Here is a 21,237-nt window from a genome sequence, read left to right on the forward strand (position 1 = left end):
CTCAAAGCAAATTCGAAATCATTTATACCCTGCCAACTCCTCCGGAAACCAAACCTTGTAGCCTATCGCTGCGTCTTTAGCTACCTCACTTAAGGGTACTTTCCAAACTTCAAAAAAGCGAGCGAGGTTGCTGTTTGTAGCTTTGCATATTAACTTAAACCACAGGTCAATTTTCTCTTGATCCGTTTTGGGATATTGATCTTTAGGCAGTTGGCGATAACTGGTGTGCGCGGCCTTAATAGCATCCCAACTAAAAGCGTTGATGATCTGGGTATACATACTTAATGCCAGGAACGGATCATTGCCCCATTTCTCAAAGGTAGGATCGTGATCCAGATAACTTTTAATGGCTTTCACCATCAGCTCCTTAGTTTCCATGCCCTCGTGGTTATACATGCCCTTATGCAGCACTTGGTCATATACGTACATTGTATACAGGTTGACAGTGACCTCCCCCGTACCGCTAAAGCCAAATTGCGGAAACTGATGCCTGTGCCCCAACTCATGAAAAGTACCCCATGAACCATGCGAGCGGATAAAAGCCTCGTCCAACATCCATTCGCAGCTTTGATCGTCCGGTACTACGATACGGTCAATACTGGTAAACATATACCCGTAAGCTACATCGCTATCTACAATGATGCGTTCCTGGTGCACGCGCTTTCGGTCGATGACGGCCAAGTCAGCATCGGCATTCATAACCTCGTCCCAAAATTGCATTAGCTTAACCGGGTTGCTTAAGTTACGGATACGGTATGATGGCACCGTAAGCACAATATTATCTGTAGCCAGTTCAGCCCATGGCGCGGGATAGTTGCGGATGGTTGTGTTCCACTGCTCCTCGCTTGTCTCTCCTAACTTAAAATACGGTGCCTTAACCGCACCTTTAACGTTTACTTTAACGGCTTTAAGCTTGGTAGTGTCGGGTATATTAATGAGTAGCAAACCACCGTACGGCGAGTAAACTTCCACTTCTTTTTTGTCCAGATTGAACACAGTTACCAAATCCAGCGGGATACGTTTAAACTCATCCAGGCTGGTTAAGTCGTCAAAATGTACACCTATCTGGGCTTTAAGACCTTGCATTGAATCAGCATCGCTTAAGGTAATAGTTACCTTCTCGCCTGCAGGTACATACAAACCGGTGGTATGCGACCGGTGATAAACCGAAGACGGATCGCTTAAGCCCTGGGTACCTACTTTTACCGGGATGGTAAGCATTTGTGTTACCCGGCTAGCACCCTCCTGTACATCACCGGGGAAGACTTTATAGCCAATGGCTTTAGCTTCTGGATGTTCTTTAAATTTCTGCTGATGTTGGTAAAGCCAATAAGCGGCCTTGTTGGCCGCTTTTAAAGCCGGTGTGTTGTTTAAAACGGGCGCGTCAGGCGACGGTACCGTTAATACTGCCGGTATCTTAAGTGTTTGTTTGATCTTTTTGATGATAGCCGATGTGCTGTCTTTGTACTTAAAAATCTGATCCAGCGCCAATGTCACAAAGAAATCCGCGCTTTCGCTGAATTTAGTTTCGCTTTGCAGCAGGGGTAACAGGGTGGTTATATGTAAATGACCAGGAACGGTATCCGTCATCAACCTTTCATAGCCTGGCGATTGGACGATGATAGCGTTGGGGTTAACCAAGCCGGCCTTTGCCAGTAACTTGTTCATGCCCAACTCAAACGTGCTCAGATTTTTTGTCGTATCACGGTTGATATATAAGTCTGAAAATGGCGAAGCGAACATTAGCGTTCCACCCGCAGAAACAAACGCTTCTATTTGATTAATGCTTTCATTATCCGCAACATCAGTATTTAAAAATAAGAGGTCAGTATTTTTTTTGAGGATTAAATTTGTGGTGGTGTAGACATTAGCATGCTGCTTTTTCAGGAAGTCTGTAAAGCCGGGATCGATACCTTTTACCACTGCAATGCTTCGTGTTTTGGAGCCGGGACTGGCCCAGTCAATGATGTTTTTAAGCAGTCGCGCTACGTTTTTATCTTCAAGCATCATCGCCTTAAAATATGCTGACGCACCGAACAACACCACCTTGCCCTTACCCAAACGGGACGTTACTATAGCGTTTGCCCTAAAAATTTCGCCTGCGAAATCAGAGCGCAGCATGGCAATGATCTCCGGCTGCTCATCAACCGTGACAAAGAAAGAACTGCCTTGCGGTGTTGGTGGCATAGGCAAGCTATCTACCCCTTTGAGCAAAATTTGTTTTGTATTTTGCGCAGTAGCGGCAAAACTCAACAATACCAGCAGGGTGACATACAAAAAACGGGAGGGTGGGCTAATCATTCAAGGTAAAAGTTTGATTTTACTAAGAACGTAAATAAACCTTAACTAAAAATGTCCCGAAAAGGAGTTTAACTATTTTTAACAGTCGGCAGGCGAATGAAAATCGGGATAGGTTTTAAACCCGTCCCGATTATAAGTGCTATTTGAAAGTATAAGTCAGGGTGCCAGCTTGCTTAGCAGGCGCTTTTTTGTTCTTGTCAAATTTCATGGCCAACACCGCGGCTTCAAGCTTGCTGATAATTACTTTGTCTCTTACGGTGCTGCGTTTAGGGTTGGCAATTGCCACCAGTACGTTGCCTTTGCGGTCCATCACTACATCAACAGCAACTGTACCTTTCGCATGGCCTATGTTGTTAATGGCGGCCTGCATGGCTATACCGCGACCCGCAGGGATACTAACCGAAGTTAATTTGTTTGCCAGCTTATCGCCATCGTCGGCAAATGAGTTTACAGCGCACGCCAGCATTAAGGCGGTAAATAATGTTATGATCGGCTTTTTCATATTGCTGTGAATTTTATATCTACACAACTCATTATCAACACTATTGTTTATCGAAGCGCTAATTTAAAATACCTGAACTACAGCTGTTAATTAAACACGTAAGCAAGGCTGCCGTTTTGCGTCTCGGGGCCGGCCCAATAGGTGTTAAACCTGGTAGCCAATACGGCCTTTACAACCTTGCTTACAAAGGTTTTATCTTTTACGCTGGTGTTGGCATTATCAACCTTAGCTGATAGTACTTTACCTTGTTTACCAATCACAAAGTTAATCGCCACCACACCCTTAGCATTGCCCAGTTTACTGATGGCTGTTTGTGAGAGGATACTGCGCCCTTTAGGAATATTAAAATAAGCCACCTTAGGTAACTGGTCTGCAAGTAAAACGGCTGGGGTGGTCAATAACAAAAAAGAAGTTATAAAGGCAAGTAGTGTTTTCATAGCAGCAGGTATGATGAAGTAACTAGCCACCGACGTAATTGTTGGGTAATAAGTTTGATACCTGATACGGCAAGCTACACCTTCTCCCCAAAAGCCAAATCCCCTGCGTCGCCCAAACCGGGAACAATGTACGATTTGCTGGTCATCTCCTCATCTACCGCGCAAACCCAAATTTTAGCTTTGGGCAGGTTGGCTTTTACGTGTTGTATGCCCTCGGTGCTGGCAATTATTGCGGCAATGTGCAGGTCGGCAATTTTGTAGGTGGCGATTAATTCTTTACAAACATCAACAACGCTTTGGCCCGTAGCCAGCATGGTATCACACAAAATCAATATGCGGCCGTCAAGGTTTGGGGTTGATATATGATCTATCCGGATAGTAAAAGCCCCGGACCGTTTTACTTTGCGGCAAGCGGTGATAAAAGCACTGTCAGACTGATCAAAAAAATTAATGAAGCCCTGATGAAAAGGCAAGCCTGCTCGTAATATGGTGCCTATTACCGGCTGTTCATCGGCTAAATTTAACGTGCAGGTGCCCAGTGGGGTTTGTATTTCGCTGGCGGTATATTTTAAAGTCTTACTAATTTCATACGACAATATGCTCCCCAACTTTTCCTGATTTTGCCTAAACCGCTGTTTATCCTGTTGCACATTAACATCGCGCATTTCGGCCAAAAAAGTATTGGCAACGGTATTGATCTGGTTAAGTACAAAAAGCATAATGCAGGGGTTTAAAAATTAGCTATCATAAATTGGGGGTAACGGCTATTATATATTGGTCATTAAAACTAATCTTAAATATATAAATAAACAATCTAAAATAATTCTTACCGCTACTGACATAATGCTGTCAATACTCCATTGTTTCTTTGCCCGTAGTACTGAACATTACAGTGTCACAAACGTTTATTAAAATGCTATACCAATTACGTAACACGTTATTACCCGGTTGCTCATTAATTATGTTTAATCATTAAAAGCGTAACTTTACATTATCAATGGATTTTAAATTAACATCGCAATATAAACCTACCGGCGACCAGCCAGAAGCCATCCGCCAACTTGTAGAAGGTGTAAACAACGGCGACAACTATCAAACCCTGCTAGGTGTTACCGGTTCTGGTAAAACGTTTACTGTTGCTAACATGATACAGCAAACGCAAAAGCCTACGCTTATATTGAGTCATAATAAAACGCTGGCGGCACAGCTCTACGGCGAGTTCAAACAATTTTTTCCGGAAAACTCGGTAAACTACTTTGTTTCTTATTACGATTATTATCAGCCCGAAGCTTTTATCCCAACAACAAATACCTATATAGAAAAGGACCTGCAGATAAACGAGGAAATTGAAAAACTACGCTTGCGTACTACCTCGGCTTTAATGAGCGGGCGCAGAGATGTTATTGTGGTATCGTCTATATCCTGCATTTATGGCATGGGTAACCCGGAGGATTTTGCCAACTCGGTATTCAAATTCGCGGTGGGCACACGCATAAGCCGCAATGCTTTTTTACACCGTTTGGTAGAAATATTGTACTCGCGCACCACGGCCGATTTTAAACGCGGCACGTTCCGGGTTAAGGGTGATACAGTTGATATTTTCCCGGCTTACATGGACTTCGCCTACCGCATTTCTTTTTTTGGGGATGACATTGAAGAGCTAAGTACCTTTGACATTGGCACCGGCAAAACCGTGGAGAAAATGACGCACATGGTGCTTTACCCGGCCAACCTGTACGTTGCCCCACGCGAACGCTTTACACAATCTATTTGGGCCATACAGGAAGAGCTGGAAACACGCAAAAAGCAGTTTATTAACGACGGCCGCTTTTTAGAAGCTAAGCGATTGGAAGAAAGGGTTAATTACGATCTGGAAATGATTCGCGAACTGGGCTACTGCTCCGGTATTGAAAATTATTCGCGCTTTTTTGATGGGCGCGCGCCGGGTGCAAGGCCCTTCTGCCTGTTAGATTATTTCCCGGATGATTACCTGATGGTGATTGACGAGAGCCACGTTACTGTGCCGCAGATTCGCGCTATGTACGGTGGTGACCGCTCGCGAAAGATCTCGTTGGTTGACTATGGTTTCCGTTTGCCTGCCGCGATGGATAACCGCCCGCTTAACTTCCAGGAGTTTGAACGTTTGGCACCGCAAACCGTATATGTTAGCGCTACCCCTGCAGATTTTGAACTCGAAAAGTCAGGCGGTGTAGTTGTTGAGCAGGTAATACGCCCTACCGGCTTGCTTGACCCGATTATAGAAGTTAGACCGGTAATAAACCAGGTGGATGACTTGTTAGACGAGGTTGATAAAATAGTTAAGCAAGGCGACCGCGTGTTGGTGACTACACTAACCAAACGCATGTCTGAAGAGTTGGCCAAATACATGGACCGCCTGGGTATTAAATGCCGCTATATCCACTCGGAAGTTAAAACTTTGCAACGGGTTGAAATTTTGCGAGACCTGCGTTTGGGTGTGTTTGACGTGCTGATAGGGATCAACCTATTGCGTGAGGGGTTGGATTTGCCCGAAGTGTCATTAGTGGCAATTTTAGATGCTGACAAAGAAGGCTTTCTACGCAGTGAACGTTCGCTGATACAAACTATAGGGCGGGCCGCGCGTAACGACCGCGGGCGGGTAATTATGTATGCCGATAAGATAACCGACTCGATGGCGATAACCATGAGCGAAACTACCCGCAGGCGCGAATTGCAGATGGCCTATAACGCAGAGCATGGCATTACCCCATTAACGGTTGGTAAAACCCGGGCGGAGATCATTGAGCAAACATCCGTAATGGATTTTGCCGGTGGTGTACAAAAAGCATATGTAGAACAAGATGTTATCAGCATGGCTGCCGACCCCATTGTTCAATACATGTCAAAACCTGATCTTAAAAAATCTATAGACAACACCAAAAAAGACATGCTTGCTGCTGCCAAGGATATGAACTTTTTGCTGGCTGCCAAACTGCGCGATGAAATGTTTGCTTTAGAGAAAATGATGGAAGAGAAATTTGGGTAACTCTAATGCATTCCTGGTTCTCATTTCGATACGGGGACGCGTGAGAAAACTTACACGTGCGACCTGCAAGCGGATAAAATTTCTCGCTATGCTTCAATGACAAGGTCGGGCTAAGTGATATTGACAATACCGCTACAATTCTGAAGTAACAAAGCGGCCCTTTCGTTCGTCTATAAACAAATAATCGCAAAATCATAAGCAAACACTTTTGCCGTTATAATATTTATATTTGTACGCTTAGTAAACAAATTAAAGAATGTCAGCATTACTTAAATTTCTATTAATCTCTATATCAATACTTTGGCTTATAAGGGCGGTTTTTCGTTGGTTATTGCCTATGTTATTTCAAAGCGTTATCAGCAAGGCACAACAACAGGCTCAGGCTCAATACAATAGCCAACAACAACGCCAGCAGCCACCTGCCGGGCGTATAAAAGTTGACTACGCGCCTCAAGCTCAAAAAGGCAAAATCCCAGACAACGAAGGCGATTTTGTTGATTACGAGGAAGTAAAGTAACCTCACTATGTTACCAGAGGAGCTATACAATCGCAGGCGCAATCATAATAATACCCCTAAGTATGCGCTGCTTATTATTGCCAACTTTGTGGTTTCCAGTGTTTTATTCTCGCTCACCGGCAAGCTTAACTGGTTTTTTTATATCACCGTTTTTGGCCTCGCGCTATACAACTATTTCACCATCCGCCGGCATATCCATGAGTTTACCAAACAGGTAATAATTGCTTACGCTTTAAGCCTGGTAGCGTTGCTTTTCTTCTTTTTTGTTACCCACTAAAAGGTTTCAAACATATAATTCCTATTGTCGGGCAATTTTCTATTTTTGAGGGAATTATTTTTTATCCAATTTAAATCACTTTAAATGAGTAACTGGTTTAAGCGCAATGGCATTCACTTTGCTATTACCGCATTTTTTTTCGTGATCTGTTTCTTCTATTTCACGCCTGCATTTCAAGGTAAAACCTTAGGTCAGGCAGACGTTATAGGGGCACAGTCAACCGTAACCGAGATTAATGCTTATAAGGAAAAAGGCACTACTATATTGTGGACCAACCAAATATTTGGCGGTATGCCGGCTTTTCAGTTATGGGCGCCATACAAAGCCAGCATTACCACGCATGTCATCAGCACGCTAAAAGCGACGTTTCCTAACCCCATAGATACCGTTTTAATATTTTTAATAGGTACTTATTTCCTGTTTATCGTATTAAAAATGAACCCCTGGCTGGCAGCAGCAGGCGCTGTGGCGTTTACCTTCTCGTCATACAATATCATATTGCTGGTGGCGGGCCACGCTAATCAGGCAGCGGCCATAGCTTATTTTGCACCAATACTGGCAGGTATAATTTTAACGCTGCGGGGTAAATATATCTTAGGCGGATCATTAACCGCCCTGTTTTTGGCTATGGAGATCCGTGCCAACCATATCCAGATGACTTACTACCTGATGCTAGCTATCTTGATTTTAGTAGGTATCGAGTTATATCATGCTATTAAGGCAAAAACAACATCATCGTTCTTTAAGTCTGTTGTTTACTTAGCAGGTGCATTAATACTGGCGGTAGCGGTAAACGCTTCTATCCTTTGGAGCACTTATGAGTATGGTAAAGAAACTTACCGCGGTCCGTCAAATTTAACCCGCCAAGCCAGCGAACCTAAAAACGGCCTTGGTCGCGAGTATGCTTATCAATGGAGCCAGGGCGTTGCAGAATGCTTAACTTTTTTAGTCCCTAACGCCTTCGGTGGCGGCAGCGGCACAGAGGTTTTAGACGAAAACTCTGCTACTGCTAAAGTATTTGCAGGCATTGCACAAACGCCTGAGCAAGCGGTACAATATGCCAATTCAATGAATGGTTTCCCGGGCATGGGTACCTATTGGGGTAATAAGCCCGGTACCAGCGGTCCGTTTTATTTTGGAGCGGCCATTTGCTTCCTGTTCATCTTTGGTTTACTGGTTGTTCGTAACCGTATTAAATGGTGGCTGTTGGCTACCGTGGTACTCACCATGTTGTTATCGTTTGGTGGCAACTGGCCGTATGTGTCTGATATTTTCTTTAACTACTTCCCGCTGTACAACAAATTCCGCACGGTCGAATCTATATTGGCGGTTGCCAGCATCTGTTTCCCTATATTGGCATTACTGGCCATTAAAGAGGTTTTAGAAGCGCGCGAGAGTAAAGAGGTTTTCAAAAAGCTTAAACTGGCAGGCTACATTACCGGTGGTTTATTATTGATATTGATTGCTGTGCCCGAGCTGTTACTGAGCTTCAGATCAACCGAGCAGGCTAACGGCGTTGCCGCCCTTGCAGAGGCGCTTAAAAACGATACTGCGCTGGCTAATACCATATCTAACGCTATCACAAAAGATCGTGCCGCGTTAGAACGTGCTGATGCTATCCGCTCTTTAATATTTGTGGCACTGGCATTTGGCTTGTTACTGGCTTATATCAAAAATAAGATCAACAGCACTGCTTTGTCTTTAAGCTTTTTAGTGCTGATTTTAGTAGATGTTTGGCAGATTGACAAACGTTACTTAAAAGACGAAAACTTTGCAGATAAGGTTGAAACCTATACCCCACAAGCCCGTGTGGTTGACCAGTTCATCCAGCGTGACAAGGACCCTAACTTTAAAGTGTTTGATTATACCCAAAATCCGCGCGCCGATACGCATAACCCGTTTTTTAACAAATCATTCGGCGGCTACTCTGCCGCGCGTTTAAAACGTATTGAGGAGCTGATTGATAACCAATTTACCAAGAGCATTAACCATGATGTTTTGGATATGATGAATGTTAAATACATCATTAATCAGGACCCTAAAACCGGTAGCGTTGGTATGCAGGCTAACGAAACCGCATGTGGCCACGCCTGGTTTATCAATAGTGTTAAATACGTAAAAAGTGCTGATGAAGAAATGGAAGCCATTAGCAGCTTTGCCCCTAAACATGCGGCCATTGTTGACGAACGCTACAAAAACCAGATCAGCGAGAAAGACGCTTACCTTGACACAAACGCTACGATTAAACTCGTAAGCTACAACCCTGATCACATGGTTTATCAAAGTAGTTCAACCTCATCACAGATAGCCATATTCTCAGAGATCTATTATGACAAAGGCTGGATCATGAAGGTGGATGGCAGAGAAACGCCTTATTTCCGTGCCAACTATTTGTTGCGCGCCGCGCAGCTACCGGTAGGTAACCACAAAATTGAATTTAATTTTCACCCTACCTCGTATTATATGGGCGAGAATATCTCGTTAGCAGGGTCGGTACTATTGGTATTGGCTCTAGGCTTTGCCGGATACTCCGAAAACAAAAAGAAACCTACAGGCAAGAAAGCCTAAAGGATTTTAAAATGGAATATAGAAGGGCGATAAGTTTATACTTATCGCCCTTTGTGTTTTTTGTGATTGCGAGGAGGAACGACAGCTTGCGTTGCTACTAATCGTTAGTCCGCCTGTTCATCAACCAATACCACCCTAAATTAAAAGCGATAACAGCGTGATTAAATAGCGTTGGCGTTAACCCGTAGTACCGCTTCATAATGTCAAAACGTTCCATCAAACTTTGGCGATGCTTAAGTTTCGACATGCCGCCAACGGCGTATTTAGCAACATATTGATGCACGTTTACAATCGTTGTAGCCTTTTTTGCTGCGCGGATTATCCAGTCGATATCAGCGCTTAGCTGGTATCTGGCGTCATAAGGCTCAACCAATGCGCGTTTGATGTATATCGCCTGATGGCTAATACTCATTCCGTATTTGAAATCGCGCCAGGTAAAGCGCTCAGGCGCCGCGTGACGACGTTTGCCAAGGCTGTTACTCTGCTGGTCTATCATTTCCGTTTCGCCGTAATAAATATCAGCATTGGTGGCTGTCGCAAAGACCTTAGCAACCGTATCAGCCCCGTAGATCTCATCGCCCGAGTTCATGAACAACACATAATCGCCGGTAGCAAGCGCAAGGCCTTTGTTCATGGCGTCATAAATGCCATTGTCTTTTTCAGTAATAAATTTGGCAAGGCGATCTTCGTATTTCTTAACAACGTCGATAGTACCGTCGGTAGACTGCCCGTCAATGATGATATATTCTATGTCCGTATAAGTCTGATTAAGCACCGATAACATGGTCTGCTCAAAACTAGCCACGTTGTTATACACAACCGTAATTACAGATAGTACAGGCTGCCCGGCTTTCATTTACTTAGTACGGATTGATAAAGGTTAATATATTGATCGGCCACCAATTGGTTGGTATAGTTATCTAAGACTTTCTGCCTGGCGTTTACAGCAAGTTGGGCATCGCCGTTAAGCATCTCATACAACCCTTTGGCCATATCAGCCGGGTGCTTAAATTGGGCGAGGTAGCCATTTTGCAGATGATCTACCATCTCTGGGATCCCACCGGTATTAAATGCTACAACCGGGGTACCGCAGCTCAGGGCTTCCATCACGGTATTGGGCAGGTTATCTTCTATTGATGAAGTTACAAAAACATCCGCCAGGCTATAAACTTCGGCCAGGTCATCTGCTGATGTCAGCAGGTTTAACTCATACACCTTAAACGGCAATGTAGTGACATCAAAATGCTTGTTTTTACCGAAGATCACCATTTCTATATTTCCGGCGTCCTCGTATCGTTTCAAAACATCTAAGGCCTCTACCAAATAGCTTATACCTTTACGTTTATCATTAATGTTAGCGGCACCAAATAAAATGATCTTAGCGTCAGCATTAATTCCCCGCTTTTGCCTTGCAGCAATTTTATCGCGCGGCGAAAAAACATCTATATCTATCGGATTGGGGATAGACTCAATCCGTTTATCACCAATCAGCGAACTTTGTTCGCCCACTCCGGCCAACCATTGGCTACAGGTTACAAAGGTGATATTGGCAGCACCCGCATACAGCGCAGCTTTACGCAGCCAACCTGAATGTGAGATATCCTTAGGACCATCATCCCGCAGGAGATAACAGTTACCACACTCATACATAAAATGATTGCAGGTACCCGGGTAGTGGCAGCCGCCGGTAAATGCCCACGTATCATGCAGTGTCCAGACAATGGGTTTGCCCGTGTTGAACAATTCTTTTAGATCTCGGATAGACAGGAACCCTTGATTTGTCCAGTGCAGGTGTAAAATATCAGCATCTTTAACCAGCGGGTGGTCTGCTATGCTGGTACCGGTATTGGCAGTAGAAAAAGCGAACCGCACCGATCTGTCCTGTTCATGAAAAAGCATGAAGGGGATCCGCTCCATCAAGAAATTAAATTTGGCTTGCAACCGCGCAAAAAACCCATCCGCAATACCTTCAACCCGTTCATCATCGGTGTTTTTATGCTGCACCAGCAAACGCGCATCTGCCTGTTGCGCTGTCAACGCTTTAAGCAAACGCAGGCAGGCCGCGGAAGCGCCGCCACCGGCATCAGACGTGTTGATGAGCGTAATTTTCATTGTCACAAGTATACTAATAATGCCGCAAGCAGAAAGACTAATGCAGAAAGCAATTGTTATGCGGAAAAACTTTACTTTTGGTTTCAGTAATCACCCAAGGGATAAACACTAATGAGCTATTTGTTTCAGGACAGGGCGGCCAACCGCCGCAACTTTAAGGGGCAGCTGGTTTTGTTTATGTTCAGGCTGGTGTCGCTCATCAACCGGTCTATGATAGCCAAGGTGATTTGTTTTCCATACCTGTTACTGTACCGCTATTTGGCAGAGTGGGTTTGGGGGATTGAGATACCACGTAAAACTGTTATTGGCAGAGGCTTATCCCTATACCATGGGCAGGCATTAGTTGTTAATCAGGGCGTTATTATAGGCGATAATTGCACCTTGCGTAACTCTGTTACCATTGGCCACAAAAAACTGGCAGACGGCAGCTTTAGCCCTTGCCCGCGCATTGGCAATAACGTTGACATTGGCGCTAACGTGGTGATTATTGGCGATATAGTGATTGGCGATAATGTGATTATTGGCGCAGGATCGGTAGTAACCAAAAGCATCCCGGCCAACAGCACCGCGGTGGGTAACCCCGCACGCATATTGGATAAAAAAGAAGAATCATCAGCAACCGTATAAAATTAAGGCTACAGCATATTAATGGATAATAATTTAACCGACCGTTCTTTTTGGAAAGCATTTTGGGAGTCAAGAAAAGGGCTGATTTTTAACATCAAGCGTGACTATATTTTTGGTGACATTTTAGGGAAATTAAAGTCAGAAAAAAACGCTAAAAATGCAATAGAATTAGGTGGTTTTCCGGGTTATTATGCTGTTTACCTTAAAAAATACGAGAACATGGATACCACCCTGTTCGACTATTTTATTCATCGTGATCTCATTAATCAATTATTGGTTGCCAACGGACTAAAAGACGGTGATATCAACATCATTGAAGCCGACCTGTTTACCTACCAGCCCGAAAAGCAATACGACGTAGTTACGTCGTTTGGATTGATAGAACACTTTAAGGATACCAAAGCCATCATTGAGACCCACCTGCCCTTTTTAAATGAGGACGGCGTGCTCTTTATAACCCTGCCCAACTTTAAAAGCATCAATGGTTGGGTGCAACGTAAATTTGATATCGAAAACTATAACAAGCATTACATTGAATGCATGGACCCGGCGCTGCTGGCCCGCATTTTTAAAGATTTAGGGCTAAAACAAGTAGAGTCGTACTACTACGGTAAGTTCTCTATGTGGTTAGAGAATAAGTCTACCCAATCTGCCCTGTCAAAAGCTTTTGTTAAAGGACTTTGGTTCACCGGTAAGGTTATTACCAAGATCATCCCTTTTGAGAGCAAAGCTTTATCGCCTTACATTGTTGTTAAGGGAATAAGGTAGCCCTTACCTACCGCCTTTTAAAGGAGGCTTCGCTGGAGCCTAAATTTACTTTCACTTAAACTATAAACAGGAAGTTCCTACGGAACTATTTGCCGCATGGCAAATCCGGAGGAGTAACTGTTTAAAGCGTTCTTGTCATGCTACGATGCTCCATGGGAGCCTCCTGTATAAAATGCCCCAATAGGACAAATCTTTGCACCTTTATATTATATTTGGTAACCCTGTAAATCAGATCATTTATCATCATGAATAATCGCGCTAAATTGTTGTTGCCGCTCCTGGCAATCTTTAACTTTTCACATCTTTACGCCCAGGTTGCAGATCTGCCCACCCGCTGGACAAAGGCTGCCATGGAGGCTGTTGTGCCATTCCCTGAATATCCTCGTCCGCAATTAGAACGTACCGACTGGCTAAATTTAAACGGCAGTTGGGATTACATTGGCGGCAAAGATGTACTTACCACCTTAAACGCAGAAACGGCGATTGACTTTGGTACCGCAACAGGTAAAATCCGTGTTCCTTATTGTCCTGAGTCTGTCATTTCGGGCGTAAAACGCAAGCAGGAGATCAATATGTGGTATCGCCGCACTGTCACTATCCCGGTCAACTGGAAAAATAAAGACGTTATTATACACTTTGAAGCTGTAGCACACCAGGCCACCTTGTTTGTTAATGGCAAAAAAGTGGGCAGCCACTCCGGTAGCTATGAGGAGTTTAACTTTAACATCACCCAATATTTAACCGAGGGCAAAAATACCCTTACCGTAGCAGTTTATGATTTAAACGATGGCCGGGTACCATCAGGCAAAAGCGGCCCGCGTGGCGATTACACCTTCTGTTCGGGCATTTGGCAAACCGTTTGGTTGGAGCCGGTAGACAAAACTTATATACAAAACATCACCCTGCTGCCTGATCTGGACAACAGTCGCTTAAAAGTGCAGGTAAATACCAGCGGACAAGGAAATATTACCGCTATAGCCTTGGATGGTAAAAAGGTAGTGGCGCAAACTACGTCTACTGGTGGTACCACCTTTTACCTGCCTATCGCGTCGCCCAAATTATGGTCGCCGGATAGTCCATTTTTGTATGATCTGAAAATTAGCCTGCAGGGTGCAAATGGCGCTAAGGTTGACGAAGTGAAAAGCTATTTTGGCATGCGCGATATCAAGCTTGGTAAGATCAACGGTGTTAATCGCCCGCTGATTAACGGCAATTTTATTATGCAGTTAGGTTTGCTTGATCAGGGTTACTGGCCGGATGGCATCTTGACCCCTCCTACCGAAGAAGCCTTAAAGTTTGATATAGAGTTTACCAAAAAGGCAGGTTATAACCTGATCCGCAAACACATGAAAACTGAGCCGCAGCGTTTCTATTATTATGCTGATAAAATGGGCTTACTGGTTTGGCAGGATATGCCCGCAATTTGGTATCAGCACGAAGATACTTTGAAAGTGCGAAATAACTTCAGAAAGGAATATAAGACACTGATAGATCAGCATTATAACTCACCTTCTATCATCACCTGGGTACCTTTTAACGAGAACTGGGGCGCGTTTGATGTGCCAGGCATTACGGCATGGACCAAAAAATACGATCCGTCAAGATTGGTGAATGGCAATTCGGGCTTTAACAATAACCCCGGCTATCAGAAAGCCGAAGGCGACCCAATGAACGGGGATTATGTTGATACCCATATTTATGTCGGGCCGGATGGTGCATCAAGACCGGATAAAAACCGGGCGGCTTCATTGGGTGAGTTTGGCGGTGTCGGGTTATTTGTAAGGGGCCACATGTGGCCCACAAGAAACGATGCTTATGACTATGAACCTACAAAAGCACGTTTGACTGATAGGTACGTCCTCTTAATTGACCAGGTAGAGCAACTCATGAAGTACCGAGGACTGAGCGTTGCCATTTACACCCAAACAACCGACGTAGAGCACGAAGTGAATGGCGTGCTAACTTATGATCGTGCAGTAGAGAAAATGGAACTGGAGCGAATTAAAGCGGCACACAAGGCCGTTATTGAGGCTGGTTATAAGATAGTAGAGAAGGGCGGGAGGTAATTCAATAAATACCTGTAGAGACGCAATGCATTGCGTCTCCCGCCGACAAGTGTAGAGGATTGAGAAGCATTGCGTCTCAATGTACCGGGATACGTTTTGAATTTCTAAGCGTTATTAGCTTCCTTTTTAATTTTCCATTGCTTAAAAAACCGCACACCACGCTCTATAAGCGAGCCCTTGCGTTTTTTAAGGAAAGCTTTAATCACCGTGTGGGCCTGCTCGTTTTCCTTTATTTCCGTAGGGAAATATTTAATAGGTTGTTGCGCTACTTTAACACCGTACATATCCTCTATGTTAGAGTGCACGCCCGTACCGTCATGCCCAATGTTGTGCACCAACGAGTGCGCGGGATGCAGGGCGATACCTTGGTTTAAAAAGATAGAAGCATACCAGCGTATGGCCCAGGAGTTGTTTTTGCCGGCTTTAAACTCCTCCATCTGTTTCCAGAAATTCATGGTGTATTCGATAGAAAAATTATATTTCTTTTCTGCATCAAAGCCAGCCATCAGTTTATCAATATCAGGCTCAAAGTTTTTCCACGCACGTGCCCAGGTGGCCCAGCCCCAACTGGTGGCTATGCGGTAAAAGAAGGTTTCAGGTAGCGTTTTATCTTCCAGCGGATACATGTAAGCGCCTATATGCATTACCTCATCATCTCGTTGATATTTGGTTAATCCTTCGTTAAAATATTGTAAAGTATATGGTGACGAGATCAGATCATCCTCAAAAACAATCACCTTTCCAAATTCAATAACTAGCTGGCTAACCCCAATAATAATAGCATTTGCCAAACCCAGGTTCTCTTTACGGGTAACAACCTTAACAGATTTAAAGCCCTTTACCTCGTTAAGCAAAGCGCGCACCTCATTTACCTTAGCCCTATCTGCTTCTGTTTTCGGCCCATCAGAAAAAATGAACAATTGCGACTCGGCGGCCAGTTCATTCTGCTGCAATGATTCCAGTGTTCGGCGCGTATGCTCGGGCCGGTTATAAACAAATAAGGCTATAGGGGCAATGTTTTGCATGGCTTAAAATATCCCGGGTTGATGGTCTGCTTTTTTACATAAAACCGTATAGTAGTTGGCAAATTGCTCTTCCACCTTTTTACCAAAAACGGCGGCTGCGATTCTTTTAACACTATGTTCAAGATCGATCTTTAAAACACTCCAAAAGTTTTTAGGTTTTCTCAGCGTTTCGAAGGTATAAAACTTGGTTACTTCAGGTGCTATGGTGTCGGTCAGGTCCTTAACGATATCCAATCCCTCTGTCAATAATAGGTATCGTAGTGATGTAGGTGTATAAACGTTGATATGTCCATACGCCAAAAAATGTTTAATCCTGGTGTCAACCCCCTGCTTATAGTCGCGTGGCACTTCTATCACAATCATTTTGGCAACACGTTTTAGTTCGCGCAGTAATAAACGTTCGTGCTCAACATGCTCTAACACATGTGTCAGGATGACCAGGTCCATACTCTCATCGCCGAAGGGCAAATGATAGCCATCAAACTCCTGTACAGATTTTATAGCTGCAATATTGCGTTCTTTAATGCGCTCTACACCACTCGCAGACAATTCGACAGCGTGTAGCTCGGTCGAGAAGTTGCGGTCAGCGAGGAGCTTTAAAATCACGCCATCGCCTGCCCCAACTTCAAGCACTTTATCAAAGGTATACCCTTTACAAACTTCGGCAATATGCTCAACCTTGTACTTGGCACCTAGCATACGCCAGGTTTCATCATTATCCTGGTAATAATTGTCGTACGCTGTCTTAAGGTTTTCGCTGCTGTTAACTTCTGGCATGGGTTGATATGGATGTAAATCGGAGAGCCAATTTAGAAATTATCTGATAAAGGCTAACATTTTTTTAAGCGTAGCATCAACCTTGTCATTAATATCTATCGAGATCTGACAGTAATAAGCCAGCAAGCCATAACAAAGGGTAGTTACGCCGCTGCGCACTGCTATATCTAAAAACACGTTAGGTATGCGCCAAAAGTATTTTCCCACGGCCCAGCCTGCTATTGCAATAAACACTACCAATAGGTGCTTATAGCTAAAGGGCTGCATTTTAAACCTTAGTTTTAAATAGAACCAGGTACAAAGGTTAATGAACACTGTAGTTAACAGGTAAGCAATTGCCGCGCCCATGCCAAGGTATTTTGGTATCAGCATATAATTTAAGCCGATGCAAAAAATAGCCGCAAAAATAGTTAAAGCTGTAATTAGCCTGTATTTGTGCGATGTGGTAATAATGTAGGTATTTAGTCCGCCGGTAATATCAACCAAAAAGCCCAATCCAATCACTAAAAACAAATCAAAATATTTAGGGTCTACATACTCAGGGGTTTGCACAATGGCATACAGGTTTTCGCGGTTTATTATAATGCCGATAAATAACAGGCAGCCTATCAGCATTTGTATGATGGATGTTTTGTAATAAACCTCGATAATATTTTGGCGGTTGTTGGCTTTCCAGGCATCGGCTACAATAGCGTAGGTAGTGCGGCTTAGTGCTTGCGCAGGGACACTAATTACGATGGCTATGTTAAAATACCAGCTGTACACACCCTGTACCCCATCGCCGGCCATTGCACTTAGCATAAGCGAATCTACCTTTTGCAGCAATACATAAATAGAGCTAGACACCATGGTAAAAAGGCCAAAACCAAGTATCTCGCGCTTGTTTACCGTTATCAGCGTTGTCGAGTCGAGCTTGTAAGAGAAGTTTTTTGTAGCTATAATGCTGATAAGTTGCAGCAGCGAAATTAACCCATTGGAGCCTATGTAAACCAGCACAAAAGTGTCAAAGTTTACCCAACCGGCTATCATCATTAACAATACAACCGATGTGATAAGCCTGAGCAACACATTCTGTAAAAAATTAGAATAGATGGTTTGATAAATGATGCGGCCCGTCATCTCCAGATAATTGAAGGCCAGCACAAAGAATGACAGCGGAATAAGATAGTAGTAATATTCTACCAAATATGGAGTATCCCTTACAGCGTCGGGCTTTTTAAACTTACCTGCCTGCGCTATGTGGTGGGCGGTGTCGTTAAAATAGGATAATATAACCGGCTTAAATGCTACAAATAAAATACTTGCTATTGCAAAACCCACCAGCGCCAAACCCGCCGACCAATGCATAAAACCGCTATGCTTTTTATCATCTGTACGGTAAGCCGGGAAATATTTGGCCAATATGCTTGGCACGCCCATAGAGGCGGCTAAAGAGTATAATACAGAAATACTAGTGATAAGCGTGTAAAAGCCATACTCGCTGATGCTTAAACATTTAGTAAAAAGCAGCACCGTATTTACATACGCTATTACCATACCGGCGTATGATACTATGGTATTTTTATAGGCCTGCGCTTTTACTATCCCCATTTAACGCGTACTAATATTTTATGCCGATACGACCGGTATAGTCTATACGGTTTAACAATAAAGGTAATTTGTGGGCATCAATATATTCGTCAACCGCTTTGCGAGCGCCTTCCCAGTGTCCGTAATCATCAATAATAATGACGCCGCCCGGTACCAGCAGCGGGTATAGATGCTCCAGCTCATGCTTGGTCGACTCATAAAAATCAGTATCCAAACGCAGCAAAGCAATTTTGCCCGGCAATGTATTTGGGATGCTATCCTCAACCTTACCTTTTACAAAATGCACTTTGGCTGCCGGGTAGCCTAAACCGCCTACATTTTTCTGCACCTCGTCAATAGTAGAATAGCACCAAACAGAGGTTGGGTCCTCACGCTCGGTAGTGTTCATCAGCTCAAGCGCATCGGTACCGGTAAATACTTTGTCTACCTCGGTAGGTTCAGACATCCCTTCATAAGTATCGTACAAATAGATCTCGCGGCCTTTGTCGCCAGCTTTCATTAGGGTGTCAATAGCAGCCATAGTACTGCCGCCGCGCCACACGCCACACTCCACAAAATCTCCCTGAATATCATTTTTAACCAGGTAATTCACCGCATTGCAAAGCGATGCAATACGCTCTGGCGTAGTCATGGTATAAGGTTTTACCTTTTTATAGGTAGCAACAGTTTCTTTATCAAAATCAGCCGGAAGGCCATCAACAACTAATCTTTCGTCTGGCTTTACTATGTCGTAACCAAATTTTTGGGCAATGCCCCTTACTGTTTTTCTGATCATTATTTATTGTCTGCTATAGCTTGCTTAAGCATTTTGGTAATCGTATCTATTCTGCTGTGAATATCGTAATTTTCGCGAATGTGGGCAGCTTCTTTTTTGCCTAACTCGACCGCAAGGTTTACATCAGCGGCTATTTTTTTCATATAATGGGCCATGCCCTCAATATCATGCTCGGGCACCAGGTAGCCGGTTACGCCGTTAACTACAGCTTCTTTAATACCGGCATGCTGGGTACTCACAATGGCCAGGCCGGATGATCCGGCTTCGAGTATAGTTACGGGCGTACCCTCCATGTCGCCATCGGCGGCGGTAACAGAGTGTTGTACAAAGCAGCGTGCCTGCGCAAAAAGTTCTTTTACCTGTTCGGCTTTTAAGCCGCCGTATAGGGTAACGCTGTCTTCTAATTCAAGCGCTGCTATCAGCGCCTTTACATCGCCATCCAGCGGGCCGGTACCTACCATAGCCAAAGTGGCATCCGGATATGCATCAAGCACCAGTTTAAATGCTTTGATGACTGAGGTTGGTGATTTTTTGGTAACAAACCTTCCAATCGCCAAAAACGCGCGGCCGGATTTTGAAATATCCAATACCGGGAAAGCTAAAGTATCAACCCCGCATGATGCGGTTACAATTTTCTCTGCAGGGGCGCCCATCCTAATCAACTCTTTCGCCATATCGCCTGATACTGCTATCAAGCCGCTGGCGTAGTTAAACGCTTTCAGGTAAAGCGAATGGTACAGGTCGACCGTAGCGCGGTGGTGCACATCTGCGCCATGATAATGGATCACCAGTGGCACGCCGGCCAGTTGGCAAGCCTCGGTAACTAATGCGCCTACCATGCCGTATTCGGCAAATACCACGTCTATCTTTTGTTGGGTTAGATATTTGGCCAGCGCGCGGGTGCGCACGCCTATTTCTAGCTTATTGAATATCTTTTTTTGGATCAGATAACTTAGCAAGCCAAAAGATGACTTGATCAAATACTTGCCCTCATGATCATAAACCGGGAACACGCCGCCATACAGCACCTTTTTGTTACCGGGCAGGCGCTCAATGTGTTCCCTGATAAAGGTCTCTGAAAAAGTGTCTTTATTGGGCTTAATGACGCAGAGGTTAAATTGCTCCATTAATTAGTTTAACGGTTTTTGAGCCAATACAACATACAACGATGCATCCCTGTCGCGCTGGGCCTGGTTGTTCATCTTATTAAAAAGCCTGATCTTAAGCTGCATAATAAATGCAAATGGCGGCACCAAAAAACGGGGTAATTTATTAATAATAGCATCCTGCAATAGCTGCAAGCCGCTGGCTGCCAAACCCATAATGCCGTGAAAAGAGGTGATCTTAAAATCCTCGTCCTCTACTGTTTTGCGCAAGCCGGCGCTGGTCCAGCGCCAGTAATCATTAGGCGTAGGGTGATAGTACCAGTAGCCGTGGGTGGTTAAAATAATGCTGCCCCCCGGTTTTAATATGCGTAAAGCTTCTTTCAAATAACCAGATGGGGTATCCACATGCTCCAGCACCTGGTTTGACAGGATGATGTCGCAGTAGTTATCAGGAAGGGTGGTTTTGCTGTCAAAGTCTATATGGTGTTCAGCCTTAGGGTTCATGTCGAGGTCCACCCCCAGGTATTTACCAACGTGTGGTTCAATAACGCTGCGGTAAGGCATATCGCCGCAACCAAAATCAACCAATAGCAGCTGTTTGTTGTTAGCTGTTAGGTCTCCGATGATTTTGATGGTAGCATCGCGCAGATGCGTTAAATGCACATATCTTGGGTGGAATACGCTTGGGCTTAGCCTGTCGTTAGCTTTCATGCGGCTAATTTACGGCTTTTATGCAGGTTATTAAAATACATAATAACCTGTAT

Annotated in this window: 19 protein-coding genes; 7 read left to right on the forward strand and 12 right to left on the reverse strand. The window is 44.1% G+C overall.

Features of this window, described 5'->3' with window-relative positions:
* Positions 1–18: 18 nt before the first annotated feature.
* The 4 genes from ACFSYC_RS00455 to upp form a co-directional block, all read right to left on the reverse strand.
* Complete coding sequence (locus ACFSYC_RS00455; RefSeq protein ID WP_377122192.1) at positions 19–2,301, reverse strand: M60 family metallopeptidase; 2,283 nt, start codon at positions 2,299–2,301, stop codon at positions 19–21.
* Between the two features lie 139 nt (positions 2,302–2,440).
* Positions 2,441–2,803, reverse strand: a complete 363-nt coding sequence (locus ACFSYC_RS00460; RefSeq protein ID WP_377122195.1) for a hypothetical protein — start codon at positions 2,801–2,803, stop codon at positions 2,441–2,443.
* Between the two features lie 86 nt (positions 2,804–2,889).
* The gene (locus ACFSYC_RS00465) at positions 2,890–3,240 is read right to left on the reverse strand and encodes a hypothetical protein (RefSeq protein ID WP_377122198.1); all 351 of its coding nucleotides are present in this window, start codon (positions 3,238–3,240) and stop codon (positions 2,890–2,892) included.
* 74 nt (positions 3,241–3,314) lie between these two features.
* Positions 3,315–3,959 carry a uracil phosphoribosyltransferase gene (gene upp, locus ACFSYC_RS00470; RefSeq protein WP_377122201.1) on the reverse strand — a complete coding sequence of 215 codons (645 nt, stop codon included), beginning with the start codon at positions 3,957–3,959 and terminating at the stop codon, positions 3,315–3,317.
* A 278-nt stretch (positions 3,960–4,237) separates the two neighbouring features.
* On the opposite strand from upp, the gene uvrB reads away from it, so the two are divergent.
* From uvrB to ACFSYC_RS00490, 4 genes are all read left to right on the forward strand, one after another.
* Positions 4,238–6,265, forward strand: a complete 2,028-nt coding sequence (gene uvrB, locus ACFSYC_RS00475) for an excinuclease ABC subunit UvrB (RefSeq protein ID WP_377122204.1) — start codon at positions 4,238–4,240, stop codon at positions 6,263–6,265.
* Between the two features lie 256 nt (positions 6,266–6,521).
* Positions 6,522–6,782, forward strand: coding sequence for a DUF4834 family protein (locus ACFSYC_RS00480; RefSeq protein ID WP_377122207.1), 261 nt, complete (start codon positions 6,522–6,524; stop codon positions 6,780–6,782).
* Positions 6,783–6,789: 7 nt separating this feature from the next.
* Complete coding sequence (locus tag ACFSYC_RS00485; RefSeq protein WP_377122210.1) at positions 6,790–7,059, forward strand: hypothetical protein; 270 nt, start codon at positions 6,790–6,792, stop codon at positions 7,057–7,059.
* Between the two features lie 84 nt (positions 7,060–7,143).
* A complete protein-coding gene (locus ACFSYC_RS00490) occupies positions 7,144–9,627 on the forward strand; it encodes a YfhO family protein (RefSeq protein ID WP_377122213.1) in 2,484 nt (827 codons plus the stop codon).
* A gap of 97 nt (positions 9,628–9,724) precedes the next feature.
* Here ACFSYC_RS00490 and ACFSYC_RS00495 read toward each other — a convergent pair whose 3' ends face one another.
* Positions 9,725–10,483, reverse strand: coding sequence for a glycosyltransferase family 2 protein (locus ACFSYC_RS00495; protein ID WP_377122216.1), 759 nt, complete (start codon positions 10,481–10,483; stop codon positions 9,725–9,727).
* Entirely contained in the window at positions 10,480–11,739 is a 1,260-nt protein-coding gene (locus ACFSYC_RS00500) for a glycosyltransferase family 4 protein (RefSeq protein ID WP_377122219.1), read from the reverse strand. The genes ACFSYC_RS00495 and ACFSYC_RS00500 overlap by 4 nt, the downstream gene beginning before the upstream one ends.
* A gap of 111 nt (positions 11,740–11,850) precedes the next feature.
* Between ACFSYC_RS00500 and ACFSYC_RS00505 the strand changes: the two genes are divergently transcribed.
* The 3 genes from ACFSYC_RS00505 (at position 11,851) to ACFSYC_RS00515 (ending at position 15,200) form a co-directional block, all read left to right on the forward strand.
* A complete protein-coding gene (locus ACFSYC_RS00505) occupies positions 11,851–12,366 on the forward strand; it encodes a serine acetyltransferase (RefSeq protein WP_377122222.1) in 516 nt (171 codons plus the stop codon).
* A 21-nt stretch (positions 12,367–12,387) separates the two neighbouring features.
* A complete protein-coding gene (locus ACFSYC_RS00510; protein ID WP_377122225.1) occupies positions 12,388–13,134 on the forward strand; it encodes a class I SAM-dependent methyltransferase in 747 nt (248 codons plus the stop codon).
* 245 nt (positions 13,135–13,379) lie between these two features.
* Complete coding sequence (locus ACFSYC_RS00515; RefSeq protein WP_377122228.1) at positions 13,380–15,200, forward strand: glycoside hydrolase family 2 protein; 1,821 nt, start codon at positions 13,380–13,382, stop codon at positions 15,198–15,200.
* Positions 15,201–15,304: 104 nt separating this feature from the next.
* On the opposite strand, the gene ACFSYC_RS00520 is transcribed toward ACFSYC_RS00515, so the two are convergent.
* The 6 genes from ACFSYC_RS00520 to ACFSYC_RS00545 are packed head-to-tail and all read right to left on the reverse strand — an operon-like array spanning position 15,305 to position 21,184.
* Positions 15,305–16,225 (reverse strand): glycosyltransferase family A protein, encoded by a 921-nt coding sequence (locus ACFSYC_RS00520; RefSeq protein ID WP_377122231.1) that lies wholly within the window; start codon positions 16,223–16,225, stop codon positions 15,305–15,307.
* 3 nt (positions 16,226–16,228) lie between these two features.
* Complete coding sequence (locus ACFSYC_RS00525) at positions 16,229–17,002, reverse strand: class I SAM-dependent methyltransferase (RefSeq protein WP_377122234.1); 774 nt, start codon at positions 17,000–17,002, stop codon at positions 16,229–16,231.
* 39 nt (positions 17,003–17,041) lie between these two features.
* Positions 17,042–18,592, reverse strand: coding sequence for a lipopolysaccharide biosynthesis protein (locus ACFSYC_RS00530; protein WP_377122237.1), 1,551 nt, complete (start codon positions 18,590–18,592; stop codon positions 17,042–17,044).
* A gap of 10 nt (positions 18,593–18,602) precedes the next feature.
* Positions 18,603–19,367 (reverse strand): TylF/MycF/NovP-related O-methyltransferase, encoded by a 765-nt coding sequence (locus tag ACFSYC_RS00535; protein WP_377122240.1) that lies wholly within the window; start codon positions 19,365–19,367, stop codon positions 18,603–18,605.
* Entirely contained in the window at positions 19,367–20,494 is a 1,128-nt protein-coding gene (locus ACFSYC_RS00540) for a glycosyltransferase (protein ID WP_377122242.1), read from the reverse strand. Before ACFSYC_RS00540 ends, ACFSYC_RS00535 begins: the two co-directional genes overlap by 1 nt.
* 3 nt (positions 20,495–20,497) lie before the next feature.
* Entirely contained in the window at positions 20,498–21,184 is a 687-nt protein-coding gene (locus ACFSYC_RS00545; RefSeq protein WP_377122244.1) for a class I SAM-dependent methyltransferase, read from the reverse strand.
* Positions 21,185–21,237 lie beyond the last annotated feature (53 nt).

Source organism: Mucilaginibacter antarcticus (genome assembly GCF_042686155.1).
Taxonomy (GTDB): Bacteria; Bacteroidota; Bacteroidia; order Sphingobacteriales; family Sphingobacteriaceae; genus Mucilaginibacter; species Mucilaginibacter antarcticus.